General features: G+C 49.2%; 20 protein-coding genes. 10 read left to right on the forward strand and 10 right to left on the reverse strand.

The genetic code is table 11. From position 1 onward, the window contains the following. Window positions 1-322 precede the first annotated feature (322 nt). Window positions 323-823, forward strand: coding sequence for a transcription elongation factor GreB (greB, locus tag CODIS_RS17365; RefSeq protein WP_069127407.1), 501 nt, complete (start codon window positions 323-325; stop codon window positions 821-823). Between the two features lie 58 nt (window positions 824-881). Here the strand turns inward: greB and CODIS_RS17370 are convergent, their stop codons facing one another. Continuing rightward, window positions 882-1,874: a serine/threonine protein kinase gene (locus CODIS_RS17370; RefSeq protein WP_069127410.1), complete on the reverse strand. Its 993-nt coding sequence runs from the start codon at window positions 1,872-1,874 to the stop codon at window positions 882-884. Between the two features lie 203 nt (window positions 1,875-2,077). Between CODIS_RS17370 and CODIS_RS17375 the strand changes: the two genes are divergently transcribed. Further along, window positions 2,078-2,755 (forward strand): thiopurine S-methyltransferase, encoded by a 678-nt coding sequence (locus tag CODIS_RS17375; RefSeq protein WP_069127413.1) that lies wholly within the window; start codon window positions 2,078-2,080, stop codon window positions 2,753-2,755. Between the two features lie 7 nt (window positions 2,756-2,762). Here the strand turns inward: CODIS_RS17375 and CODIS_RS17380 are convergent, their stop codons facing one another. From CODIS_RS17380 to arfB, 3 genes are all read right to left on the reverse strand, one after another. Then, a complete protein-coding gene (locus CODIS_RS17380) occupies window positions 2,763-3,302 on the reverse strand; it encodes a YaeQ family protein (protein WP_069127415.1) in 540 nt (179 codons plus the stop codon). Between the two features lie 40 nt (window positions 3,303-3,342). Beyond that, window positions 3,343-4,641, reverse strand: a complete 1,299-nt coding sequence (locus CODIS_RS17385; RefSeq protein WP_069127417.1) for a citrate synthase — start codon at window positions 4,639-4,641, stop codon at window positions 3,343-3,345. Between the two features lie 212 nt (window positions 4,642-4,853). Beyond that, the gene (arfB, locus tag CODIS_RS17390; RefSeq protein ID WP_069127420.1) at window positions 4,854-5,270 is read right to left on the reverse strand and encodes an alternative ribosome rescue aminoacyl-tRNA hydrolase ArfB; all 417 of its coding nucleotides are present in this window, start codon (window positions 5,268-5,270) and stop codon (window positions 4,854-4,856) included. Window positions 5,271-5,532: 262 nt separating this feature from the next. Here arfB and CODIS_RS17395 point away from each other — a divergent pair, with 262 nt between their 5' ends. Then, window positions 5,533-6,663 carry a PQQ-dependent sugar dehydrogenase gene (locus tag CODIS_RS17395; RefSeq protein ID WP_069127529.1) on the forward strand — a complete coding sequence of 377 codons (1,131 nt, stop codon included), beginning with the start codon at window positions 5,533-5,535 and terminating at the stop codon, window positions 6,661-6,663. Window positions 6,664-7,125: 462 nt separating this feature from the next. Next, window positions 7,126-8,994, forward strand: a complete 1,869-nt coding sequence (locus tag CODIS_RS17400; protein WP_162420274.1) for an ATP-binding protein — start codon at window positions 7,126-7,128, stop codon at window positions 8,992-8,994. A gap of 219 nt (window positions 8,995-9,213) precedes the next feature. Here the strand turns inward: CODIS_RS17400 and CODIS_RS17405 are convergent, their stop codons facing one another. The 3 genes from CODIS_RS17405 to CODIS_RS17415 all read right to left on the reverse strand — a co-directional run bounded on the left by CODIS_RS17405 (window position 9,214) and on the right by CODIS_RS17415 (window position 12,821). After that, complete coding sequence (locus CODIS_RS17405; protein ID WP_069127426.1) at window positions 9,214-9,687, reverse strand: GNAT family N-acetyltransferase; 474 nt, start codon at window positions 9,685-9,687, stop codon at window positions 9,214-9,216. A gap of 302 nt (window positions 9,688-9,989) precedes the next feature. Continuing rightward, complete coding sequence (locus tag CODIS_RS17410; RefSeq protein WP_069127429.1) at window positions 9,990-10,622, reverse strand: YdbL family probable chaperone protein; 633 nt, start codon at window positions 10,620-10,622, stop codon at window positions 9,990-9,992. A 111-nt stretch (window positions 10,623-10,733) separates the two neighbouring features. Then, window positions 10,734-12,821: a translocation/assembly module TamB domain-containing protein gene (locus CODIS_RS17415; protein WP_069127432.1), complete on the reverse strand. Its 2,088-nt coding sequence runs from the start codon at window positions 12,819-12,821 to the stop codon at window positions 10,734-10,736. Window positions 12,822-12,881: 60 nt separating this feature from the next. On the opposite strand from CODIS_RS17415, the gene CODIS_RS17420 reads away from it, so the two are divergent. The 3 genes from CODIS_RS17420 to CODIS_RS17430 all read left to right on the forward strand — a co-directional run bounded on the left by CODIS_RS17420 (window position 12,882) and on the right by CODIS_RS17430 (window position 15,531). Beyond that, window positions 12,882-13,076: a hypothetical protein gene (locus CODIS_RS17420; protein WP_069127435.1), complete on the forward strand. Its 195-nt coding sequence runs from the start codon at window positions 12,882-12,884 to the stop codon at window positions 13,074-13,076. 260 nt (window positions 13,077-13,336) lie between these two features. Further along, window positions 13,337-14,878 carry an SPOR domain-containing protein gene (locus CODIS_RS17425; RefSeq protein ID WP_069127438.1) on the forward strand — a complete coding sequence of 514 codons (1,542 nt, stop codon included), beginning with the start codon at window positions 13,337-13,339 and terminating at the stop codon, window positions 14,876-14,878. A 230-nt stretch (window positions 14,879-15,108) separates the two neighbouring features. Beyond that, a complete protein-coding gene (locus CODIS_RS17430; RefSeq protein WP_083220872.1) occupies window positions 15,109-15,531 on the forward strand; it encodes a hypothetical protein in 423 nt (140 codons plus the stop codon). Between the two features lie 83 nt (window positions 15,532-15,614). On the opposite strand, the gene CODIS_RS17435 is transcribed toward CODIS_RS17430, so the two are convergent. After that, window positions 15,615-16,052 (reverse strand): group II truncated hemoglobin, encoded by a 438-nt coding sequence (locus tag CODIS_RS17435; RefSeq protein WP_069127440.1) that lies wholly within the window; start codon window positions 16,050-16,052, stop codon window positions 15,615-15,617. 210 nt (window positions 16,053-16,262) lie between these two features. On the opposite strand from CODIS_RS17435, the gene CODIS_RS17440 reads away from it, so the two are divergent. Continuing rightward, a complete protein-coding gene (locus CODIS_RS17440; protein ID WP_069127443.1) occupies window positions 16,263-17,231 on the forward strand; it encodes a YbgA family protein in 969 nt (322 codons plus the stop codon). A 145-nt stretch (window positions 17,232-17,376) separates the two neighbouring features. Here the strand turns inward: CODIS_RS17440 and CODIS_RS17445 are convergent, their stop codons facing one another. Beyond that, entirely contained in the window at window positions 17,377-17,847 is a 471-nt protein-coding gene (locus CODIS_RS17445) for a Crp/Fnr family transcriptional regulator (protein ID WP_069127446.1), read from the reverse strand. Between the two features lie 269 nt (window positions 17,848-18,116). On the opposite strand from CODIS_RS17445, the gene CODIS_RS17450 reads away from it, so the two are divergent. Beyond that, complete coding sequence (locus CODIS_RS17450) at window positions 18,117-18,845, forward strand: competence/damage-inducible protein A (RefSeq protein WP_069127449.1); 729 nt, start codon at window positions 18,117-18,119, stop codon at window positions 18,843-18,845. 31 nt (window positions 18,846-18,876) lie between these two features. On the opposite strand, the gene CODIS_RS17455 is transcribed toward CODIS_RS17450, so the two are convergent. Further along, complete coding sequence (locus CODIS_RS17455) at window positions 18,877-19,395, reverse strand: peroxiredoxin (RefSeq protein WP_069127452.1); 519 nt, start codon at window positions 19,393-19,395, stop codon at window positions 18,877-18,879. 503 nt (window positions 19,396-19,898) lie between these two features. Between CODIS_RS17455 and CODIS_RS17465 the strand changes: the two genes are divergently transcribed. Further along, window positions 19,899-20,837 (forward strand): NAD(P)H-binding protein, encoded by a 939-nt coding sequence (locus CODIS_RS17465; protein ID WP_069127458.1) that lies wholly within the window; start codon window positions 19,899-19,901, stop codon window positions 20,835-20,837. Window positions 20,838-20,850 lie beyond the last annotated feature (13 nt).

A 20,850-nucleotide genomic window follows, 5' to 3' on the forward strand; every position in this document is an offset into this window, starting at 1 on the left:
CGAGGTGTAGTTATGCTACATGAGCGAATGATAACGCCGCTGGGCGCAAAAACAGCCCCAGCCCTTCGGGTTGCGCCCCGAAGGAAGTGCCCTTGGGGTGCGCCTTGATTGGCGCTTTTTCAGGCACAACAGGGCGTATTGGATTAGTGTTAACAGGCCCTAAGCACCCGCATGACTGCTATTGTTATGTCTGAGAAGAGATAATCGGGCTAGTGCCCGATCACTGGCACTAGTGTTAACCGACCCTGGTGGCTATGCTGATATAGGACTTTGACCTAACATCACACACAAGTTTCAAATCACACCCTGGCCGGGTTGAAAGATGGGACGATACAGACCACCTGCTCCAGCAAAATCCCCCTACATTACACAAACCGGGTATGACCTTCTTAAACAGGAAGAACAGGCCCTATGGATTCGTCGACGCAAAGTCACCCAGGCACTGGCGGCAGCGGCTGCGGAGGGGGACCGTTCCGAAAATGCGGAATATATCTACCGCAAAAAGGAGTTGCGAGAGATTGATTGGCGTATCCGATACTTGCAGAAAAGAGTGCCTGTTCTGAAAGTCGTCAATCAGCTGCCAGGCGATCAACGACAGGTCTTTTTTTCCGCCCGGGTGCGTTTGCAATGCAAAGACGGAAACGAACAGAGTTATCGGATTGTTGGGCCCGATGAGATCGGTATACAAGCCGATTACATCAGCCTGGACTCACCCCTTGCACAGGCCCTGATGGGACGAAGCCTGGACGACCAGGTCACAGTCGAAACACCGAACGGTACGAAACAGTACTGGATTGTCGAAATCCGCTACGATGAGAATTGAACTTCAAATGGCGAAAACACGGCGACAGGCACATACAAATTCACGCCGTTGGCCGGGCTCACCAGGCAATAGGTGGCTCATCCATTTTTGCCAGCTGCTCACGCAGCGTCAAAATATGCTCCTCCCAGAACGCCATGCTATCGAACCAGGGAAAGGCTTTGGGAAAAGCGGGATCGTACCAGCGCCTGGCCAGCCATCCTGCGTAGTGGACCAGCCTCATGGTGCGTAATGCCTCCATCAAATGGAGCTCTGCGGGATTGAAATCGTAAAACTGGCTGTACCCTTCCAGCAGATCAGCCGCCCGCTCGCTCATATAGGCGCGATCGCCGGACAGAAACATCCATAGATCCTGTATCGCGGGCCCCATTCTGGCATCATCGAAATCGACAATTTGCGGCCCCTCATCACGCCACAGGATATTACCGGGATGGCAATCGCCATGTAATCGTATGGTTTGGAAGGACCCGGCCCTGGCATAACAACCCTCTATCCGCTCGATCAGGTCGGCAAGCAGGGTTTCATAGGCGGTCACCAGATGGCCGGGGATAAAATCGTGTTCCAGCAGAAACGCACTCGGCCGGTGCATAAAGCTATCCAAATCGATATTCGGCCGATGTTCAAAGCCACGGGTTGAGCCCAGCAGATGTATCCTGGCTATAAACCGGCCCAGCTGCACCAGATGGTTGGGATCATCCAGTTCCGGTGCACGTCCACCTTTACAGGGATAGAGAGCAAAACGGTTACCCTGATGATGCAGGAGGGTGTTCCCGTCATTATCAATAATGGGTGCGATGACCGGAATCTCCTGCTCTGCCAGTTCAAGGGTAAACCGGTGCTCCTCCAGGATTGCCTGATCGCTCCAACGATTTGGACGATAAAACTTGGCCACCAACGACGACCCTTCTTCCAGGCCGACTTGATAAACCCTGTTCTCATAACTGTTGAGCGCAAGCATCTGACCGCTGCAACTGACGCCTGTCGATTCTACGGCATCGAGTAACACATCGGGTGTCAGTTTGGCAAACGCTTGCTCTTGTGAATCCACTTTCATTTTCTGATCGATACTCTTTTTGACTCTCCACCGTTATGATTGACAGCTGATCGACTGGTTTTGTCGCATTTCCTGTTGATATTTATCGATCTATCGACGCTTGCTCCCTGCAAAGCCAGGTTCATATGAACCATCGAGCGTAGTAATATCTTTGCCTACCGCCGATCGGATTAGTGTTAACAGGGCCTAAGACAGGCAGCATCATGAATTCAACTGACGACAGCTTCAAGACGCCAAACGACAACTGGCTGCAGCGCTGGCAGGATAATAACATCGGTTGGCATCATACCGAGTTTAATCAGCATTTGCTCAACCATTGGCATGCGCTCTATCTACCCCAAGGATCGCTGGTCCTGGCCCCTTTATGCGGCAAAAGCAGGGATATGGCCTGGTTGGCCAGCCAGGGATACCGGATACGCGGGATCGAGTTGAGCCCACTGGCGGTTGAGGCATTCTTCGAAGAGCAAGCGCTAGATCCCAGCATTGAAACCAGAGGCAGCTTTGAATGCTGGTGTGATGGACCCTACGAAATATATTGTGGTGACATTTTCGACCTGGAACAACTGGACAACAGCGATGTGGATGCTGTTTATGACCGAGCCTCCCTGGTCGCCCTGAATCCGCAGCAGCGTACCCGGTATGCCCGAATGTTGCTGCATATGCTGCCGATGCAGTCAAAGGTCTTGCTGATTACCATGGAGTACCCCCAGGGGGAGATGGAAGGCCCTCCGTTCAGTGTTTCCGATGATGAAGTAAGCACGTTATTTTCAGAGCGCTTCTCCATCCAGCATCTGCACAGCCTGAATATTCTGCAAGACACCGAACGTTACCTGGACCGGGGTGTCAGCCATATGTTGGAGCATGTCTATCTCCTGAAATAACCGGATCTCAGGGGAACCACTCCTGAACATCGATGGTTACAGTCCGCTGATCGTCTGACAGCCAAACCTGGTTGTCCTGTACCGTGGCATGCAGGGACATATTGCGTTGAGCAAGCGATTCCAACCGTGTATCACCGACAACGGCCAGCATGGCTATTCGTAAATTGGAGAATCGGCGCACCATATCCTGCTGCTGCGACCACCAAACATTGGCGCTTTTTTCTGCATACAGATAGACAATCACCTGCTTCGCCAAACCACATGCACGCCGCAGGCGCTTTTCATCCAACTGCCCCAGTTCAATCCAAGACTCAATCTCATCGCTCAGACTCTTGCGCCAGAGATCAGGTTCGTCATCGGTAGACAACCCTTTAGTGAAACAGAGTGCGGCATCGGCATTCAACGTAAATGCAAGCAAGCGAACCATCAACCGCTCATCCGTTTCCGATGGATGCCTTGCCAGCGTCAGGTTATAGGTCTGATAGTGTCCCCGCTCCATATCGGACACCTGAACCTCCACTTTAAACACAGTTGCCTTCAGTGCCAATATATACAGCCTTTGTTCTGCCTGTTCATTTTTCGGACTACTATGATCGCCTGTTGAGAGAAACGAAATCTCGACGGGGCGGCCCCGTATAGACCTGGCGAGGACGGCCTATTCTTTGCAATGGATCGCTCATCATCTCCATCCAGTGAGACACCCAACCAACCGTCCGTGCGATTGCGAACATCACAGTAAACATATTGTTGGGAATATTCAATGCACGATAGATAATCCCGGAATAGAAATCCACGTTGGGATAGAGCTTGCGTTTCACGAAGTATTCATCTTCCAGGGCAATCTCCTCCAGCTTAAGCGCCAATTCAAACAGGGGGTTGTTATTGTCTGCCAGTTCAGTGAGCACCTTTTTACACATTTCCCTCAGGATGTTGGCGCGTGGGTCGTAGTTTTTATAAACCCGATGGCCAAACCCCATCAAGCGAAACGGATCGTTTTTGTCTTTTGCCTTGGCAATATATTTGTCGATATTGGAGACATCACCTATTTCTGTCAGCATTTCCAGCACCGCTTCGTTGGCACCGCCGTGAGCAGGCCCCCATAGTGACGCGATGCCTGCAGCAATACAGGCAAATGGATTGGCCAGAGAACTACCGGCCAGGCGAACTGTTGAAGTACTGGCATTCTGTTCATGATCGGCATGCAGAATGAACAGAAGATTCATTGCCTCTACGGCAATTGGATTGGGATGGTAGGGTTCACAGGGTGTTGCAAACATCATATGCAGCAGATTACCGCAATATGAGAGTTCATTATCCGGGTAGACAATCGGCTCACCCACGTTGTGCTTATAGCTGGCGGCGGCAATTGTCGGTATCTTTGCAATCAGTCGATGAGCGGATATTTCACGATGTCGGGGGCTGTTGATATCCAGGGAGTCGTGGTAAAAAGCCGAAAGCGATCCTACAACTCCGACCATGATAGCCATGGGATGGGCATCATAGTGAAAACCGCCGAAAAATTCCTTCAGCCGTTCGTTCAGCATTGTATGGTGTGTGATGATATCATCGAACTCATGGAGCTGGGTCCGGTTCGGCAACTCGCCATACAGCAGAAGAAAGACCACTTCCAGGTAGTCGGCCTCTTTCGCCAACTGTTCGATGGGATAACCGCGATATTCCAGCACCCCGGCTTCTCCATCGATATAGGTGATACTGCTTTGGCAACTGGCCGTTGACATAAACCCCGGATCATAAGTCAACAGTCCCTGGTCCCGATAGAGCCTTGTCACATCGACGGCCGGCGGACCGACGACCGGTTGTATCACATCAAGGTCTATACCTTCTTGCTCCCTATCCTTTTGTATTAATTGATATTTAGCTGTCATTGTTATTCTCCCGATTTGTTACGGGCATTACCTTGCCTATCTCAGCAATGCACAACATATAGCATGGCAAAGGATCTCATTATTAGACAGGTGGGATTTGTTGATGTTCTGTGACAGGCAGGTACGAATGATTTCTACCCGGTTACCTTTTACTCCAGGCAATTGCATAAACAACTGTCTGAAGGTATGAGTGGATAGGTAGATGGGATAATCTAATCTTCCACCTTGCGTCGCAGTGCCTTCTGCCTGCCGCGCCTGGTTTTACTATCCAGTCTACGCCTGTTGGATGCCTTTGTCGGTTTTGTCGGAATGCGCTTTTTGGGTTTCGTCAAAACCCTTGCGATCAACCGTTGCAGTCGATCCAGGGCATCCTGGCGATTCCTCTCCTGATCCCGATACCGCTGTGCTTTGATGATGACAACCCCATCCTTATTGATACGCTTGTCACTGAGCTTCAACAACCTTTCACGATAACGCTCAGGTAAGGAGGAGGCAGTTATATCAAATCGCAAATGGATGGCGGATGCGACTTTATTGACATTTTGTCCACCTGAACCTTGTGAACGAACAGCGCTAATTTCAATCTCACTGTCAGGAATCGTAACGTTTCTGGATATTGCAAGTGTCATGGGATCAGTCGGATAAATGTATAACTTATTTACATATTATTATTGTCGCCTGATTACCGAGCCAGAATCTATTCGGGTTATCCTGCTAATATCGATAGGGTCTGACTATCAGGCCCCGCATGAAATTACACCTATGACATCCATGTTTTTTTCAATCTATACTCGTGTGATACTCACCTGAGTCAATTATCGGATATCGTTTACATCAGAAGACCAGGATCAATCTCTTTATCAAATGGCCTTGGGAAAACTGAGGATCTCAATGAAAGACTATCACAAATATATAATTTTACTGGCGGCACTGCTTGTACAATTATCGACTGCAGCACCGGCTGAAACCATCGCCACTGAGAAGCATCGCCTTGGTTACGAAACAGTCGTCGAGGGTCTTTCCAATCCTTGGTCGCTCGCTTTTCTACCTGACGGCAGCATGCTGATCAGCGAACGCAACGGAACCCTGCGCATCGTCAACACGCTAGGTAAACTTGAGACAAAGCCCATTGAGGGGCTCCCCGATATCAACCAACATGGACAGGGTGGCCTCCTTGATGTCGTGCTGCATCCAAAATTCAAGGACAACCGTTGGGTCTACTTCTCCTATGCCGAGCGGGATGGAAAATCCTACGGAACCACGGTAGCCCGTGGCAGACTGGAAGGCCGTCGCCTTCAACAACTAGAAACCATATTTCGTATGGCACGTAAAACCACTTCCCGCCACCATTTCGGATCGCGCCTGGTATTTGACCCGCAGGGTTATTTATATATCACCCTGGGTGACCGGGGAGATCGCGAACGGGCACAGGATCTGAACGATCATGCTGGCTCTGTCATACGACTCAATGACGACGGGAGCATTCCGCATCAGAATCCATTCATTGAAAACGACAGTGGCTTACCGGAAATCTACAGCTATGGTCATAGAAACATCCAGGGTGCGGCGTTGCACCCGATGAATGGCAGGCTGTGGACCCACGAACACGGGCCACAAGGCGGGGACGAGATAAACATACCCGATCCTGGAGCCAATCACGGCTGGCCTGTCATCACCTATGGGGTAAATTATGTCACTGGGACTAAGATCGGCGAAGGTACAGCAAAGGCCGGCATGGTTCAGCCGATCCACTACTGGGTTCCATCCATCGCCCCATCCGGAATGGCCTTTTACACCGGCGACATCTTCAAAAACTGGAAGGGAAACCTGTTCGTCGGCTCACTAAAATTTCAGCAACTGGTGAGACTTGAACTCGATGGCGAGAAGGTGATCCATGAGGAGCGTCTACTCACCGGAAATTTGGGTAGGATTCGCGATATACGACAGGGACCGGATGGGCTTATCTATCTGTTGACTGATTCACATGATGGAAAACTGATTCGATTATTTCCCACACCTTAGACCACACCAAGACTTACTGTTTTTACCTGGTTATTAACTATATATAGCTGTTCTCAAAGGTAAAACAGTGAATTTAACTGGTACATTTAATACCCAAGATGCCTGATCCTGCATTCATGTAACATCTCCTCTCAAGCTGGATAGAAGTGAGGAGATAGTGTATGTTCCTTTTTTACTATAGTCCTCCTGCCATCCCACTTCTTGCACTCACACTAGATCGTAATGCTCGGATCAAGTCACGATTCTGAATATAGCCCCAATACAAGGCAGGAACTCCATCAAGGCGTTGTCAGGCTGATCTTCATCACCCTTTTTACAACCTATATATTTATCCTGAAATCAACACTGGTTCCTGACAACGTTGGAAATCCCCAACTGTATGCATCAGCCGGTTACACCCTCTTTTCCATCGTCATCCTGCTCAGTTTTATTCCATGGCCATCTCCCTCAAGGCTGAGGCGGTTGTATACCCTGTTCGGCGACAATGCCATCGTCTTTTATGGTCTCTACACCATGGGTGAATACGGTACGCCTCTGTTCGCCATCATGTTGCTTATCACTGTAGGCTACGGTGTCAGATTTGGGCTGCCCTACCTGTATGCAGCTACAGCACTCTCTAACATCGGCTTTTTCATAGCCATTAGAACCGCCGAATTTTGGCTGAATCTGAAGTTCCTCAGTTACAGCCTGCTGGCAACCAATATCATTATCCCCGTATTCGTTGCCTATCTCTTGAGAAATCTCCTGGTCGCGAAAAAGCAGGCGCAGGCTGCCAATGAGGCTAAATCGCAATTTATCGCAAACATGAGCCATGAAATCCGCACCCCTTTGACAGGCATCATAGGAGTCAGCGAATTGATGCTCCGCCAGCCTCAGTCCAAGGGTACCAAGAAAAACATCTCGATTATTGAAAGTGCATCCAAACACCTTTTGTCGATCCTGAATGATATTTTGGATTTCTCGAAGATTGAAGCAGGTCATTTAAGGATTAACAATATACCGTTTGACCTGCATGCATTGATCATCTTCGTACGTAACAGTTATTTGGCAAGCGCTCATGGGAAATCATTGAAATTCAACATGGAAGTTTCAGCCGACATCCCGAGACATGTCATCGGAGACCAGACCAGATTGCGGCAAGTTCTGATGAATCTGATAAGCAATGCAATCAGGTTCACAAACACGGGGGAGATCACTCTTAAAATCAGTGAAATATCCGGACAGGACAATAATCACCTGATTCATTTCGAAGTCTCTGATACGGGAGTGGGTATCAGTCAAGATCAACTCAAAGTAATTTTTGACAGATTCACACAACTCGATAATTCGGATGCAAGGGCGACTGGCGGCACCGGGCTCGGAATGGCGATAGCCTATGACCTGGTTGATCTGATGGGCAGTAAATTGTCGGTCGAGAGCCAACCAGGTATAGGTAGCCGTTTTTTCTTTGATCTGGCTTTGCAGGAGGTTAATGAAGAAGAGTTCGAAGTAAAAGAAAAAGTTACTGCAACCATTATTACCAACAGCGTAGAATTTTCAGAAATTGCAGGTCAGCACCTCTCTGATAAGCAGATAGATTTCAGCTTGATGCATGAGCATTCTGAGATCGTTGAGTTTATCACCGATCACCAGAGCAAGACGCCATTGCCGGTAGTCATATTCGATGAGTCCTGTTTACTGCACGATACTACGGGGGATTTCTATCAGCTGCTTGTCAATCCTGTTATAAGTCATTCAACAATCCTTGTTCGTGACGATCGCAAATCCATGGGTGAGCTCTTCAAGATACACAACGCCGCCATTATTGTTGATGACATCAACCACTCCAGGCAATTGCATAACGCAATCAACTATGTAAATTGCCTGAAAGCGGATAGCGTCTCAAGTTTCGCATCGATTGGCAACGTGATGCCTGCCAACAGAAATTTACGGCTGCTGATAGCAGAAGACAGCTCCATCAACCGCTACCTCATTGATGAAACATTGAAACGTGCAGGCTATGACGTGTATATGCATGAAAGTGGTGAAAGTGCACTGGATCAGCTGTTAAAAGACCCCGTAGATATGGCCATCCTTGATATGCAAATGCCTGTTGTCACTGGCATTGATATCGTAAAACAAGTACGAAAAAGCAAAACTGTCAATCGAACCGTGCCAATCATCATACTAACCGCCAACAAGACTCGCGAGGCACGCAAAAAATCCATCGATGCGGGCGCGAATGCCTTCCTTACCAAACCGATAGATACAAGCCAGTTCATGCGGACCATTCAAGACCTGCTGCACGAGACCAGCAGACATGATGAAGTATCTTCTATTCAATCCAGCTGACGATCGAAATACTTACTGATCACCGCGAGACTCCTGGATCCGGCTGCTGAAGAAATCCGTGATGCTGAGGAGGCTCCGCCAATCCCTGAGGCTGATCGATTACTCACAGAGTTTTTGGGAAAGCAATGTCACTTGAGCAATCCGGGAATGTCAATGGCGCCACAGAAAAACTCAAAGAATTTCTGTTGTTTGAATCATCACTTCGTCATCAGGACATTGCTAAACAATCATCCTTTTCAAACCCCTTGCCATGACAACCCCAGTCTCGACACCGCTGTAATAACGTGTATCTGTTTCAATCACTGAGTAACCCAGCGCCTCATAGAACTGTATAGCACCTTTGTTTTGCTCTCTTACCTGAACAAACACATTAAACGCACCGGAGGTTAAAGCCACCTTCTCCAGCCAGCGCACAATATCGCTGCCGATTTTCATGCGCCGGTATTTACGCTTGACCGCAAGCAGATCCAGATTGGCCTGATGTTCGTAGTAGGTCATAATGCCAAAATCCACCAAGGTAGAGCCTGATCTGGCCACCACTACGTTTTTACTTCTGTGTCGAATGAGTTCGGTGATTTTTTTGGGTGTGTACCTCCAACCCAGGCCATACTCGATTTCGTTCTTGGACAATACACCGATTTCGACAGCATCGGATAGGCTGGCAAACGCTATTTCAGTTCTCTCTTCTAACACGGCTATTAGGAGCTTTTAGGGCCTGTTATCACCCGTATCAATGTATTAGGGCCTGTTAACACTAATCCAATACGCCCTGTTGTGCCTGAAAAAGCGCCAATCAAGGCGCACCCCAAGGGCACTTCCTTCGGGGCGCAACCCGAAGGGCTGGGGCTGTTTTTGCGCCCAGCGGCGTTATCATTCGCTCATGTAGCATAACTACACCTCGCTCATTCTGCCTTGCTGGGCACGAAAACAGCCCCAGCAGGGCGTATTGGATTAGTGTTAACAGGCCCTAATAGGCATTCAAACTGTCTTCTGTTCTATTTTTGCCGCCATTTTCCCTTCCCGTCCTGGTGCCAATATCCCTTAGGCGCCTCTTCCACCCACACCCTGGAAAACGTATCACGGATATTTTTTTCCCACTGCGGCTGCCCATTGGCTCGCGCGATCTCGGCGTACAGGGCCTTACGGTCGCCATTTTCATCCGCGACCATTTTCTTCACCTTATTGCGTTCACGCAGCGGTATCAGTTTCAGATCCCGTACGGCCACCAGTCCGTTATTGGTGAATCCCAGTGCGCCTGACCGGTAGTGGGCCGCCAATCCGCTCTGCCGGCTCGACATCGATGCGCGCAGCTTGCGAATTGCCGGGGAGTCTATATCGATATCAGGTGTGGCCGCCTGGGCGGTCGGCACCATGAAATCGAGGATCCCACCCAGGGTATTGGAGAATGTGGATTCGAGTATCTCCTGCAGCGACTGTTGATCATCCTTGTTCTTTTCCTCTTTGGGTGCGCTCTTCTGCTGCTCAGGTTTCGCCTCTTCACCCAGTACGTCGCGCACAATGGTGCGCGCGGCCTCTTCCGCGGCAGCCGCCGAAAAATAGATATTGATCGTGACACAGGCCACCAGGCCCAGGGCCATGAAGGGATAACCAATAAAGCGCTTCAACATTGTTACATTCCTTAATTCGTTAAATCGGCTGTTAATGTTTTCAAATCATGAGTATGACTATAATTGACACGGAGAAAAGCTCAACATCCATCCCACATAGCCCGATTGCCGCTACCTGACTTCCATTCCTTCGACACGGATACTCTTCAGGCGTTCCAACAGCGTCTTCCAGGCCACCTGGCGATTTCTCGCAATCACGTCGATTCTCGGCAGGCCGGACCCTTTGACGATGTAATAACCGCCATCCGGGTGCTTCATTCCGTCCAGCTCTGCCACGTTGCCGTTCAGTTTAGCCTGCAACTCTATACGGTCATATCGAAATTCCTTGAAAAATCCGAGAAATGTACTCGACAGGCCACTGCCTACACCATTGCCCAAAGCGGTCAGGTTATCCACCGCCCGCTGACTGATTCGATGAGGTGTCTGGTCTTTTTCAGGCGTGTTAAAGCGCGCATTAAAGGCGATGGGTTCCCAACTGGCAAGACGCAGATCCGCAATCTCACCCTCAAGGCCACCCTCTATATGTCCAAAGGAGAAGGTTTGTGTAATCCGGGCAAGATCCAGCCCCCGCAAATGCATATTCGCCGAAAGCTCCGGAACCCTTCCGAGAGGGTCCTCGATAAGCAGCTCATCCACGCTGATCTTGCCGCCAAACACATCAACGACCAGCTCCCCATCCATCTCCAGCCTTTTCTGATGATAGCGAACATTTGGAATCGTACCCTGCAGCATCCCCTCCATGGGTGGCCACTCAAAGGCCTCGGCGAGTGCCCCAAGTGAGATATCCCTGAATTGAGCACTGGTGGTCCACCTGGGACTATCGCCTAGCAGGTCCAGGAGATGAAGTTTATCGATATGGAGGAGGCCGAGCATCAATGGGATCTCCACAGGCGCTTCCAACGCCACCTCCCCCTGTTGCGCATGGGCGTGAATTTCCAATGCGCCAAAATCGATGCGATAGAGCTGACCGCCTTCTATCCTTAGGTGTGATTTAGCGGGATTTTTCTCTCTACCCCATGTCAGGCTGCCATTGATGTCATACAATGCGAACAGGCCTCGCCTGTCATCCAGGTTTACATCCTTGAGGTCGGCATGCAGTGTTTGCAGTTGTCCATTCTTGAGCCCGATCCGCGAGTGCAGCATTCCGCCTGCCTCTACGTCATCCGCCATGGTGCCGATCAGCATCGGCTGGAAAAAGACACGGTACAGGCTATCGACGTTATCACTTTGCAGATCTATATCCGCCTGCAATATCGCCATTTTCGACGTGTCGATATCAATCCTGGCCCGTGATTCCATTACCCGGGGTACCTTGACCATCGCCTCATCGACCTGCACGACTTGCGCTGCAGGTTTCCAACGCCCCTGCAGTTGGAGCGACAATGGCTCCTCGAGTACTTCCATATAGAATGGATCCGCATAAAACTGGCCGCCGGTGAGTATGAAACCGCTACTCCCCACCCAGTCACTCCCCTTTCGTTTGGCTTTGATATCCAGTCGGAACCGTCCGTCTTCAGCAACGTGAAGTCCTTCGGCATCTGCATATGAAAATTTGGATACCTGGATGTCCATATCAATGTGCTCAGGCCGGGACTGATTGCCTGCAACCTGTGCAGTGATTTGTGCGCGGCCTGACAGCTCGGAATCCGATGGCAGAGACCTGGCGGCAAACGCTTTGCGCAAGGCATCGAGTTTCAGATCTTTACCCTTGAACGCCAGCTCCCAACTGCCTTCCTTCAGCTCGAGTTCGACACTGATCCTGCCACTCGCCAGCTTGAAACCTTGAGCCTTGAGCTTTAGCCGCTCGCTGTCGATAAACTCCCCGCTCACACGAAGCTCCTGTGGCCCATAGGGGGAAGCACCGATGCTCAATCGACCGTCATGACAGTGATAGGTACGCTGAACAGTTTGAAGAGGACAGTCCAGACGAATACCTTCGATCTTTCCCGGCAGAGCATCATGTCTCAAAGAGGCGGCCGTCATATGAACGGTCAATTGTTGGCCGCTCTCAAGATTAAGGTCTAAATTCACATCTTCCATGACCCAGCCCGTCGCACTCAATCTCTGGACCGACAAACCCATATTCAAACCGGCCTCTGTGTGCAACGATGTGCTGCTCAACAAAACCAGCCCGACAAACCCTATTAAGATTGCGTGATATTGACCCATGGAAATCGCGATGTCTGGAGTAAACTCCATATTACACCTCATTCCATCACTTTATTTATTATTGAGTGGGAGTTGATTGGAGAATAATCAGTGTTCACCCCGAAGAATGTGGCAGTTGTTTTAATCCTCGTTTTCATCGTCAGTCTGGCATCCTGGTCAAAACTGCGTTTCGTTGACGAGAGTGATCATGAAGAACAGCGCTGGCGTATCGAGGATTACCCCGGATTCACGGAAAAGAAGTCTGCCGCAACAGGCTATAAGGACATTGAACACTCCAACCAATAGACTTTGTTAAATCCTGAGCGCCTATCTAGTTGAATAATCACCTCTTGATTAGTTTTTGTCGCTCCCTCTTCCTATCCAGTAAAGCCTAATTTATTTCTTTTAATTCATACAATTACACGGCTATCTATAGCTTTATTCAGATCCCCCTAAGAAATCAAATTATCCTAATATATTATAATATGCTAATTTAACGTTTCTTAAGGATTCTTGTTCGTATTGGACCATTGCGCGACCTGCGCAAAGAAAAAGGGGTAATTTTCATGGCCAAAAGATCTCAAGCAACCAAACAATCCGTCACCACCGACACAGCTAAAGATACCGAACAGAAAGAGAACCTGATTGATTTAGAGGAGAGAGCTCCCTCTGCAGCATTACCGAATGAGCTCAACAACAAGATTGGTAAAATCGACTCTGACCTGGATGACCTCAGAAGTCAATTGAGCAAGACCAATCGCAGTGTAAAGACCAGCCTCTCACACCTGAGCGACAAGGGTAGCGATCTGACGACCAAGGTCTCCGAGACCTATCAGCAACTTGGTTCACTCGACGATGCCTACAAATCCCTGTCTGAAAAGTCCGCCACCATCAGCAAGGATATCAAGACCGTCTCAAAGCAGATCAATCAGGTCAGTGAAAAGTCAGACAGCGATATTGGATTGTTAAGCGATGGCTACCAGTCCCTGCTGGCCCGCACCGATGAGCTGGCGAAAAAATCGAAACAGACCACTCAGACGCTGAATAAAAGCATCAAAGACAACGCCAAAATGCTGCAAGAGCTCGAAAGCGCACTGGTGGCTGAAATTGACAGCCTGGCCAAACACAGCAAAGAGCGGGATCAAGACCTGGCTGACAAGAGCGATGAAATCAGCAATGACCTGACTAAGGCACAGGATGAAATCAAATCCAACCAGGCCCGCCTGCTGAAATTGCAGGCAGTGGATCAGGCATTAGAGAAACGAGTGGCCGAGGTAGAGGGTACAGCAGGGGATCTGACCAAGAAGAGCAGAGAGCTCTCGAGATCAACAACTATATTGAATAAACGCAGCTCTGAGCTTTCTGATGCGATAGATGATCTTCGGACCCGTACGGAAGAGCATAGTGAGCAAATCACCGATCTTCAGGAGCGTGTTGAAAAAGGCGCCAGGGCATTGGTATCCCTGATAATGCTGGAAAAGCGCCATTTCCGCATCCTGGGCGGGATGATTGCACTGCTTGTTCTCGGCTTGCTCGTCTTCATGGGCACTGAATATGCCAATTGGCGCTCTGAGACACAAACCAACACAGCACTGCAATCGGACATCGTCACGACCAATACCCATCTTGCCGCGACCAATTCTCAACTGAGCCAGCTCAGTAATCAGACAGCCGAAGCGGATAGCGCCATACAGAGTGAAATATCCGATATTAACGACCGACTGATTACAATTGGCGACCAGGTGGACACCCTAGATGGGCGTGTCACCAATATGCGCCCGCATCAGACCTTCGGTAGTGACAATACCATTCATGGTTCCGCGTGGATCACCAAGCAGTCAGCCACTAACCATACTATTCATATTGCCACGCTGAGTGACAAGCAAGCGATCTACAAACTGGCGGAGCGTTATCACAGCCACCTGAAAAAAGACCTTGCTTACTTGCCTGTAAAGAGCAAAAACAGACAACTATATGCGATGATTTACGGCAACTTTTCCACTGCTGCCGATGCCGAGTCAGCGCTGAACAGACTGCCAAGGATGATTCAAAGACATCGCCCTTCAGTCCATTCGATGGGTCAGGTCCAGTCATTCATAGCGAAATAAACGGCTCAAGAACCTGGGGTGAGGCGGGTTCAAACCCAGCCCCCTCACCCATTTTTTCATACCTGAGCTCGACCCCTCTCACTGCTCAGTACCAGCGATATCTTTGATTATTAATCCGTCGCTTTAATAAAAGTCCGTATTGCAATCTGTAACAAGATCCAGCTACTGAGGATTGTCATTGCACCCTTGTAAACCCTGCCTGTACTCTCATACCGATTTGAGGACATGCAATGAGTTTGGATCGCGGCACAAAAATCTACGCAGCTGTTCTCACCAGCATCTGCTTCGGTATACTGCTGGCGTGGCTGCTGACATTGGACTTTCGCCTAGGTGTGATCGATGACATGTTGCAGCGGGACCCCCTGATATCGTCCTACCCCTACCCATTCAGGGCGATGCGGATCAGCGGCACGACTGCAATTATCTCCTCCCCCAGGTCGAACACTATGCCTGCCGTAAGGTTTATCGGTCTCATAAAGCCGAGCCTGAAAAACTTGAGCGATCAAGATCCCAAGCTTATCGCGGCACAGAAGCAGCTTGCGGCAGTCCAGTCCAAAGTGCACAAACTGGTACTTGACCGGGAAGATATCGATAGGGTCGAATGGCGCATTGACAAGGAGTGGTTTGCAGAGAAGGGAATCTGGTTGGATTAAGCTTTAGGATACGCGTGTAAGACGATTTATCAATATCTATGTTATACCTGACTTCAACCGCTTGCTATTGAGCGCTCGTCTTATCATTGATTCTTGCCGGAAGAGATAATCCTGAAGGGCGTATCCTGCACCTCTTCATCCCGGTTGCGCATGAAATCCGCCGTTCTGAAGAATGACTGGTTAAGCTCTTCCTGCAGCTTTGCATCCAGATCCATCACCGACAGAGCCTTACGCATACAGTAGATCCACTGATCTCGTTCCTCGATACCGATACTGAAAGGAAGATGCCTGGCACGCAGCCTGGGATGGCCATACTTCTGTACATAGAGATCGGGGCCACCCAGCCAGCCGGATAGAAATAGGAACAGCTTTTCACGTGATATTTTAAGGCTCTTGGCATGTAGATCACGTATCTTTTTTGCCTCCTGTTGCTGGTCCATCAGATTATAAAACCTGTCCACCAGTTCCCTGACTGCCGCCTCGCCGCCGATTCTCTCATAGGGCGTTTGATCTTGACTCATCGACACAAACCTTGAAAAACTGAATTTTTTAGTGGTGTATCCAATAAACAGATAGGATATAAATAGAGTCTAACCGGGCACGCTGAGAGAATTCAAGAATCTCCACGGACAGTAGCTACGCGACGATTGAACAGAGCAGACTAGGGAACGTCACTTAATAGCCTGTCTTGATGCCATCATGCGGATTAAAGCCAGAGAACAATATCTGAAATGAGTGAAACCAGCCTATATGCAGAGCGGCCGGCAATCGGTGTCAGCGCCTGCCTGCTTGGGCACAATGTTCGCTATGATGGAGGGCACAAACGGGATAGATACATCGTCGAAAAACTGGGAAAACATATGGAATTACTACCCATCTGCCCGGAAGCCGCAATCGGACTCGGCGTCCCTCGTCCCACCATACATCTGGTCGGTGATATTCAGCAGCCTCGACTTGTCGGAGTCTCCGATCCCAACTTGGATGTCACTGACAAGATGAAACAATTTGCCCTCAAACAGGTCCGAGAACTGAACCACATCAGTGGTTATATATTGAAAAAGAACTCTCCCAGCTGTGGTATGGAGAGGGTGAAGGTGTACACTGAAACCGGACAGCAATGCATAAGGAAAGGTACAGGTGTTTTTGCCAGAGTACTGATGCAACAACATCCTTTGCTTCCGATTGAGGAGGAGGGCCGTCTCAATGACAGCGTACTGAAAGAGAACTTCGTCAATCGTGTCTACGTCTGTCACCGCTGGAGAAAACTACAGTCCACACAGATGACGCCCGCAAGCCTGATCGCTTTCCACACTGAACATAAATATCTGGTCATGGCTCACTCACAGGCAGCTTATCAGCGTCTTGGCAAACTCGTTTCAAATCTGCCTAGAAAGCGACTGACTAAGATTACCGATGATTATATTCAAGAGTTGATGAATACGCTGAAGCGTCGTGTCACCAGAAAAAGACACGTCAATGTACTGCAACATATCATGGGTTATCTGAAACAGCATATCAGCCGCGATGACAAAGCAGAATTAACAGCCAGCATCGAGTCCTACCGGCGGGGCGAAACACCTCTCATCGTACCGATCACCTTGCTCAGGCACTACTTCAGGCATCATCCTGACAGTTACATGTCAAAACAGGTCTACCTTCAGCCACACCCGGATTCCTTGGGACTTAGAAATAGTATTTAAAACATCCCAGAGTTACTGAATGCAATCATGATGGTCCGATGCATTCGCAGAATATATTCCCGGCACATTTCTCTTTAAACGGACTGAATTACGATGAGAGTTTTTTTGCGAGACTCCTCTGATTCCAGGATTGACTGATGCCGTTTCAGCTTAGTTCACCAGACTCGACATCTTGCACAAACAGCCTTGAATCCGCCTCTCTCAGACGTCTGCACACTTCGCGACCCAGGTTCATATAGATCAATGTATACTGATCTGAATCCGTATTATAAAGTTCAGCCAATTGTGCTGCCGTCACCTGTATTGCGCTGCTGTCCACCAGCGCCACAACCTCCGCACTGCGCGGCTTGCAATCCATCAGCGCCATTTCGCCGAAGCAGTCCCCCTCATGCAGTTCTCTCAGCTTGTAACGGTTTCCATTCCAGTAACGATAGACGGCCACCTCTCCCTGTTCGATGATATATATGGAATTATCCAGATCACCTTCGCGGAAAAAATAACCACCTTTAATCACCTCAACACTCTTAGCCTTGTCGAGTATCGAATTGAGTGTTGCTTTATTTACACCACCAAATATCGGCATATCCTGCAGGATTCGCAATTTATCAGGCAACATTCTTTACCCTCCCGCATGCGTTGTTATCTCCTCGTAAGAAAGGATTAGCACACAATAGCCAACTGATCTACGTAATCTGAACATCGTTAGTGTGATCATAAAGCGTAGTCAAAATAGTGGTTGCCGGCTCAAAACAGCGACTAATGCACTAAAATCAATAAAAAAACGGGCTGTAACCACCGATTATTGTTTGACGCTTCCTGATTTGGTCCACTGCTTTTTTTGCAATTTAGTATTCAGCCAGACAGCCTCCAGCTAGAGAACGACACATGAATGACACATTTGGTCTTGTTATTATCGGAGATGAAATACTCATTGGTAACAGAGAGGACAGTCATCTCGCTCATTTCAAGAAACTGTTACACCATAAAGGTCTGCGATTAAGCCGATGCTGGTTGCTGCCGGACGAGGAAAGCAACCTGATCGATCATTTGAGTTTCTCCATGACCCAGGCTGATCCTGTATTCGTCTGTGGAGGTATTGGTGCCACACCGGATGATCTGACCCGTGCCTGTGCCGCCGCAGCTGCCGATGTCCCACTGGCACTTCACCCTGAGGCAGTCGCATTGATTGAGGAACGCTATGGAATGGCAGCCCGTCCAAATCGCATACAGATGGCGAATCTACCGCAGGGTGCAAAGCTCATCCCCAATCCTTACAACCAGATCCCGGGCTTTTCTCTCAATCGGCACTATTTTCTACCTGGGTTTCCGCAGATGGCCTGGCCAATGGCCGAGTGGATATTGGATGAATACTATCCCGCAAAAAATCTCACGCTGAATGAACGCTCACTGCAAGTCCTCGACACACCTGAGAGTGCGCTTGTTGATATTATGAAGCGTTTCAACGAACGTTTTCCCGGAATCAAACTCTTCAGCCTTCCAGTACTCGGTGAAAATGGATACGTTGAACTCGGTATTCGAGGCAGGGGCGATTTAGGGCAGGCCTTTATGGGCCTGCAAGAGAGCTTGCGGACCAAGCAGATCCCTTTTCGCTGATAGGGTGTAATGCAACTTCACTATCAAACGCTCATATCAACGAAGCTAAGGCTTGGGTTACCTCGTCACTATGAACGCTTGGATCGACCTTACGGAATATTTTGGCGATACAACCGGTTGGGTCAATAATAACCGTATGACGCTTGGCCAGTTTTACTGGTCCCAGTTTAAAGAGTGCGCCATAGCTGGCAGCAACTTCTCCTGTGCTGTCCGACAGCAGGGGAAAAGCGATATTGAATTTATCTGAAAACCGTAAATGGCTTGCCACGCCATCCGTGCTGATCCCCAGCAGATCGACACCCATTTGATTCAACCGGGCCAATTCATCCCGAAATGAACAGGCTTCCCTGCTGCAGCCGGGTGTATCATCTTTAGGGTAGAAATAGAGTACCAGCCAACGTCCGCGATAATCATCCAGGCCATGCAATTTTCCATTCTGATCAGGCAAACTGAAGCCCGGTGCGGGTTGATCTACCCTGGCCTGGCAGATTGCTTGACTGAGCGAGAACACCCCCACTGCAAATGGCAGCTGTGAATACCGAGTGAACATGATGGCAGCTCTCTAGGTTCAATCAGAGATCGAAATCAGATCAATTACCTTAATAAGTTTACGGCATATCAGACAGCATTTTTATGTAGTGGATCGCTACAAACTATATATACTGCACTATCTGTAAATAGGATCATACGTGATCCCTTTCACCGATTCGAGTCGCTTGCCTCGGGTGGTGTTTGTCTATTTCATAGTAGGGCCCGCTAACACTAACCCAATGGGCTCTGTTGCTCTTGAAAATGCGCCAATCAAGGCGTACCCCAAGGGTACTTCCTTCGGGGCGCACCCCAAGGGTACTTCCTTCGGGGCGCAATCTGTAGGGCTGAGGCTATTTTTCCGCCCAGCGGCGATATCATTCGCTCATGCTGCCTTGCTGGACAGAAAAATAGCCCCAGCAGAGCCCATTGGGTTAGTGTTAGCAGACCCTAAATTACGCGGCAAGAACAAATCTCTATTAAAATGAAAAGATCACACAGCCTAAAAAATCAGGGAGCGGTATCATGAAGGTTGCACTACTGGGCGGCACTGGTTTTGTCGGACACTACCTGACAGAGAAATTACTGCAGCATGGTCATATGCCCAGGTTGCTGGTCAGAGAGGGCTCGCCACATTTTTCCAAGCAAACTCAGCCTTTTGAGTGGGTACGGGGTGACATCGAGGACAATAAAACACTCCGTCGTCTGCTCACCGGGGTTGATGCCGTAATCTACAATATCGGGATTCTCAGAGAAAATCCCTCGAAGGGAATAACATTCGAAAAGCTCCAACATGAGTGGGTTGTCAAGACTGCCGAGCTGGCGAACGATCAGCAAGTGAAACGTTTTATACTGATGAGCGCCAATGGCGTCGATCTCGGCTTGACACCCTATCAGAAGACAAAATTGGCAGCGGAAAAGCATCTCCCCGGCAGCGGTCTTGATTGGACTGTTTTTCGTCCTTCTGTAATTTTCGGGAATCCTTACGGAAAATTGGAATTCGTCACCATGCTGAAGCGGGATATCATAGACTCTCCCCTGCCCGCGCCACTTTTTTATGAAGGCCTGCTACCGTCCAATCCCGGCGGTTTTCAGCTGTCTCCAGTGCATGTCGAGGATGTCGCCGAATGCTTTGTGTCATGCCTTGATAAGCCTGAGACTTACAGCGATATCTATACCCTGGGAGGTCCACAGAGGCTGACCTGGAAAGAGATACTGACCATCATTGCCAAAACCCTCGGAAGAAGGAAACTGATGCTGCCAGTGCCCGCTTTTGCACCCACTTTGGCGGCAACGGCACTCGACAGATTTCCCTGGTTTCCGATCAGTCGTGACCAGATTCGCATGCTATTGAAAGGGAATGTCTGCAGTGGTGAGAGAATCTTCAAACTCTGTGATATACAGCCTCATAGTTTTGACGAAGAGACACTGAACTATATCGCAGCCCAAACCGGGGAAGGCTAGATAGAGCCAAATC

This window comes from Candidatus Thiodiazotropha endolucinida (genome assembly GCF_001715975.1).
GTDB lineage: Bacteria > Pseudomonadota > Gammaproteobacteria > Chromatiales > Chromatiaceae > Thiodiazotropha > Thiodiazotropha endolucinida.

Excerpts from the sequence above, each read along its gene's own strand:
- CODIS_RS17370 (WP_069127410.1), bottom strand. The coding sequence starts at position 1,874 with ATGAAAGTGGATTCACAAGAGCAAGCGTTTGCCAAACTGACACCCGAT.
- CODIS_RS17410 (WP_069127429.1), bottom strand. The coding sequence starts at position 10,622 with ATGTTGAAGCGCTTTATTGGTTATCCCTTCATGGCCCTGGGCCTGGTG.
- arfB (WP_069127420.1), bottom strand. The coding sequence starts at position 5,270 with ATGACACTTGCAATATCCAGAAACGTTACGATTCCTGACAGTGAGATT.
- CODIS_RS17425 (WP_069127438.1), top strand. The coding sequence starts at position 13,337 with ATGGCCAAAAGATCTCAAGCAACCAAACAATCCGTCACCACCGACACA.
- CODIS_RS17465 (WP_069127458.1), top strand. The coding sequence starts at position 19,899 with ATGAAGGTTGCACTACTGGGCGGCACTGGTTTTGTCGGACACTACCTG.
- CODIS_RS17445 (WP_069127446.1), bottom strand. The coding sequence starts at position 17,847 with ATGTTGCCTGATAAATTGCGAATCCTGCAGGATATGCCGATATTTGGT.
- CODIS_RS17430 (WP_083220872.1), top strand. The coding sequence starts at position 15,109 with ATGAGTTTGGATCGCGGCACAAAAATCTACGCAGCTGTTCTCACCAGC.
- greB (WP_069127407.1), top strand. The coding sequence starts at position 323 with ATGGGACGATACAGACCACCTGCTCCAGCAAAATCCCCCTACATTACA.
- CODIS_RS17415 (WP_069127432.1), bottom strand. The coding sequence starts at position 12,821 with ATGGAGTTTACTCCAGACATCGCGATTTCCATGGGTCAATATCACGCA.
- CODIS_RS17440 (WP_069127443.1), top strand. The coding sequence starts at position 16,263 with ATGAGTGAAACCAGCCTATATGCAGAGCGGCCGGCAATCGGTGTCAGC.
- CODIS_RS17375 (WP_069127413.1), top strand. The coding sequence starts at position 2,078 with ATGAATTCAACTGACGACAGCTTCAAGACGCCAAACGACAACTGGCTG.
- CODIS_RS17450 (WP_069127449.1), top strand. The coding sequence starts at position 18,117 with ATGAATGACACATTTGGTCTTGTTATTATCGGAGATGAAATACTCATT.
- CODIS_RS17435 (WP_069127440.1), bottom strand. The coding sequence starts at position 16,052 with ATGAGTCAAGATCAAACGCCCTATGAGAGAATCGGCGGCGAGGCGGCA.
- CODIS_RS17385 (WP_069127417.1), bottom strand. The coding sequence starts at position 4,641 with ATGACAGCTAAATATCAATTAATACAAAAGGATAGGGAGCAAGAAGGT.
- CODIS_RS17455 (WP_069127452.1), bottom strand. The coding sequence starts at position 19,395 with ATGTTCACTCGGTATTCACAGCTGCCATTTGCAGTGGGGGTGTTCTCG.
- CODIS_RS17395 (WP_069127529.1), top strand. The coding sequence starts at position 5,533 with ATGAAAGACTATCACAAATATATAATTTTACTGGCGGCACTGCTTGTA.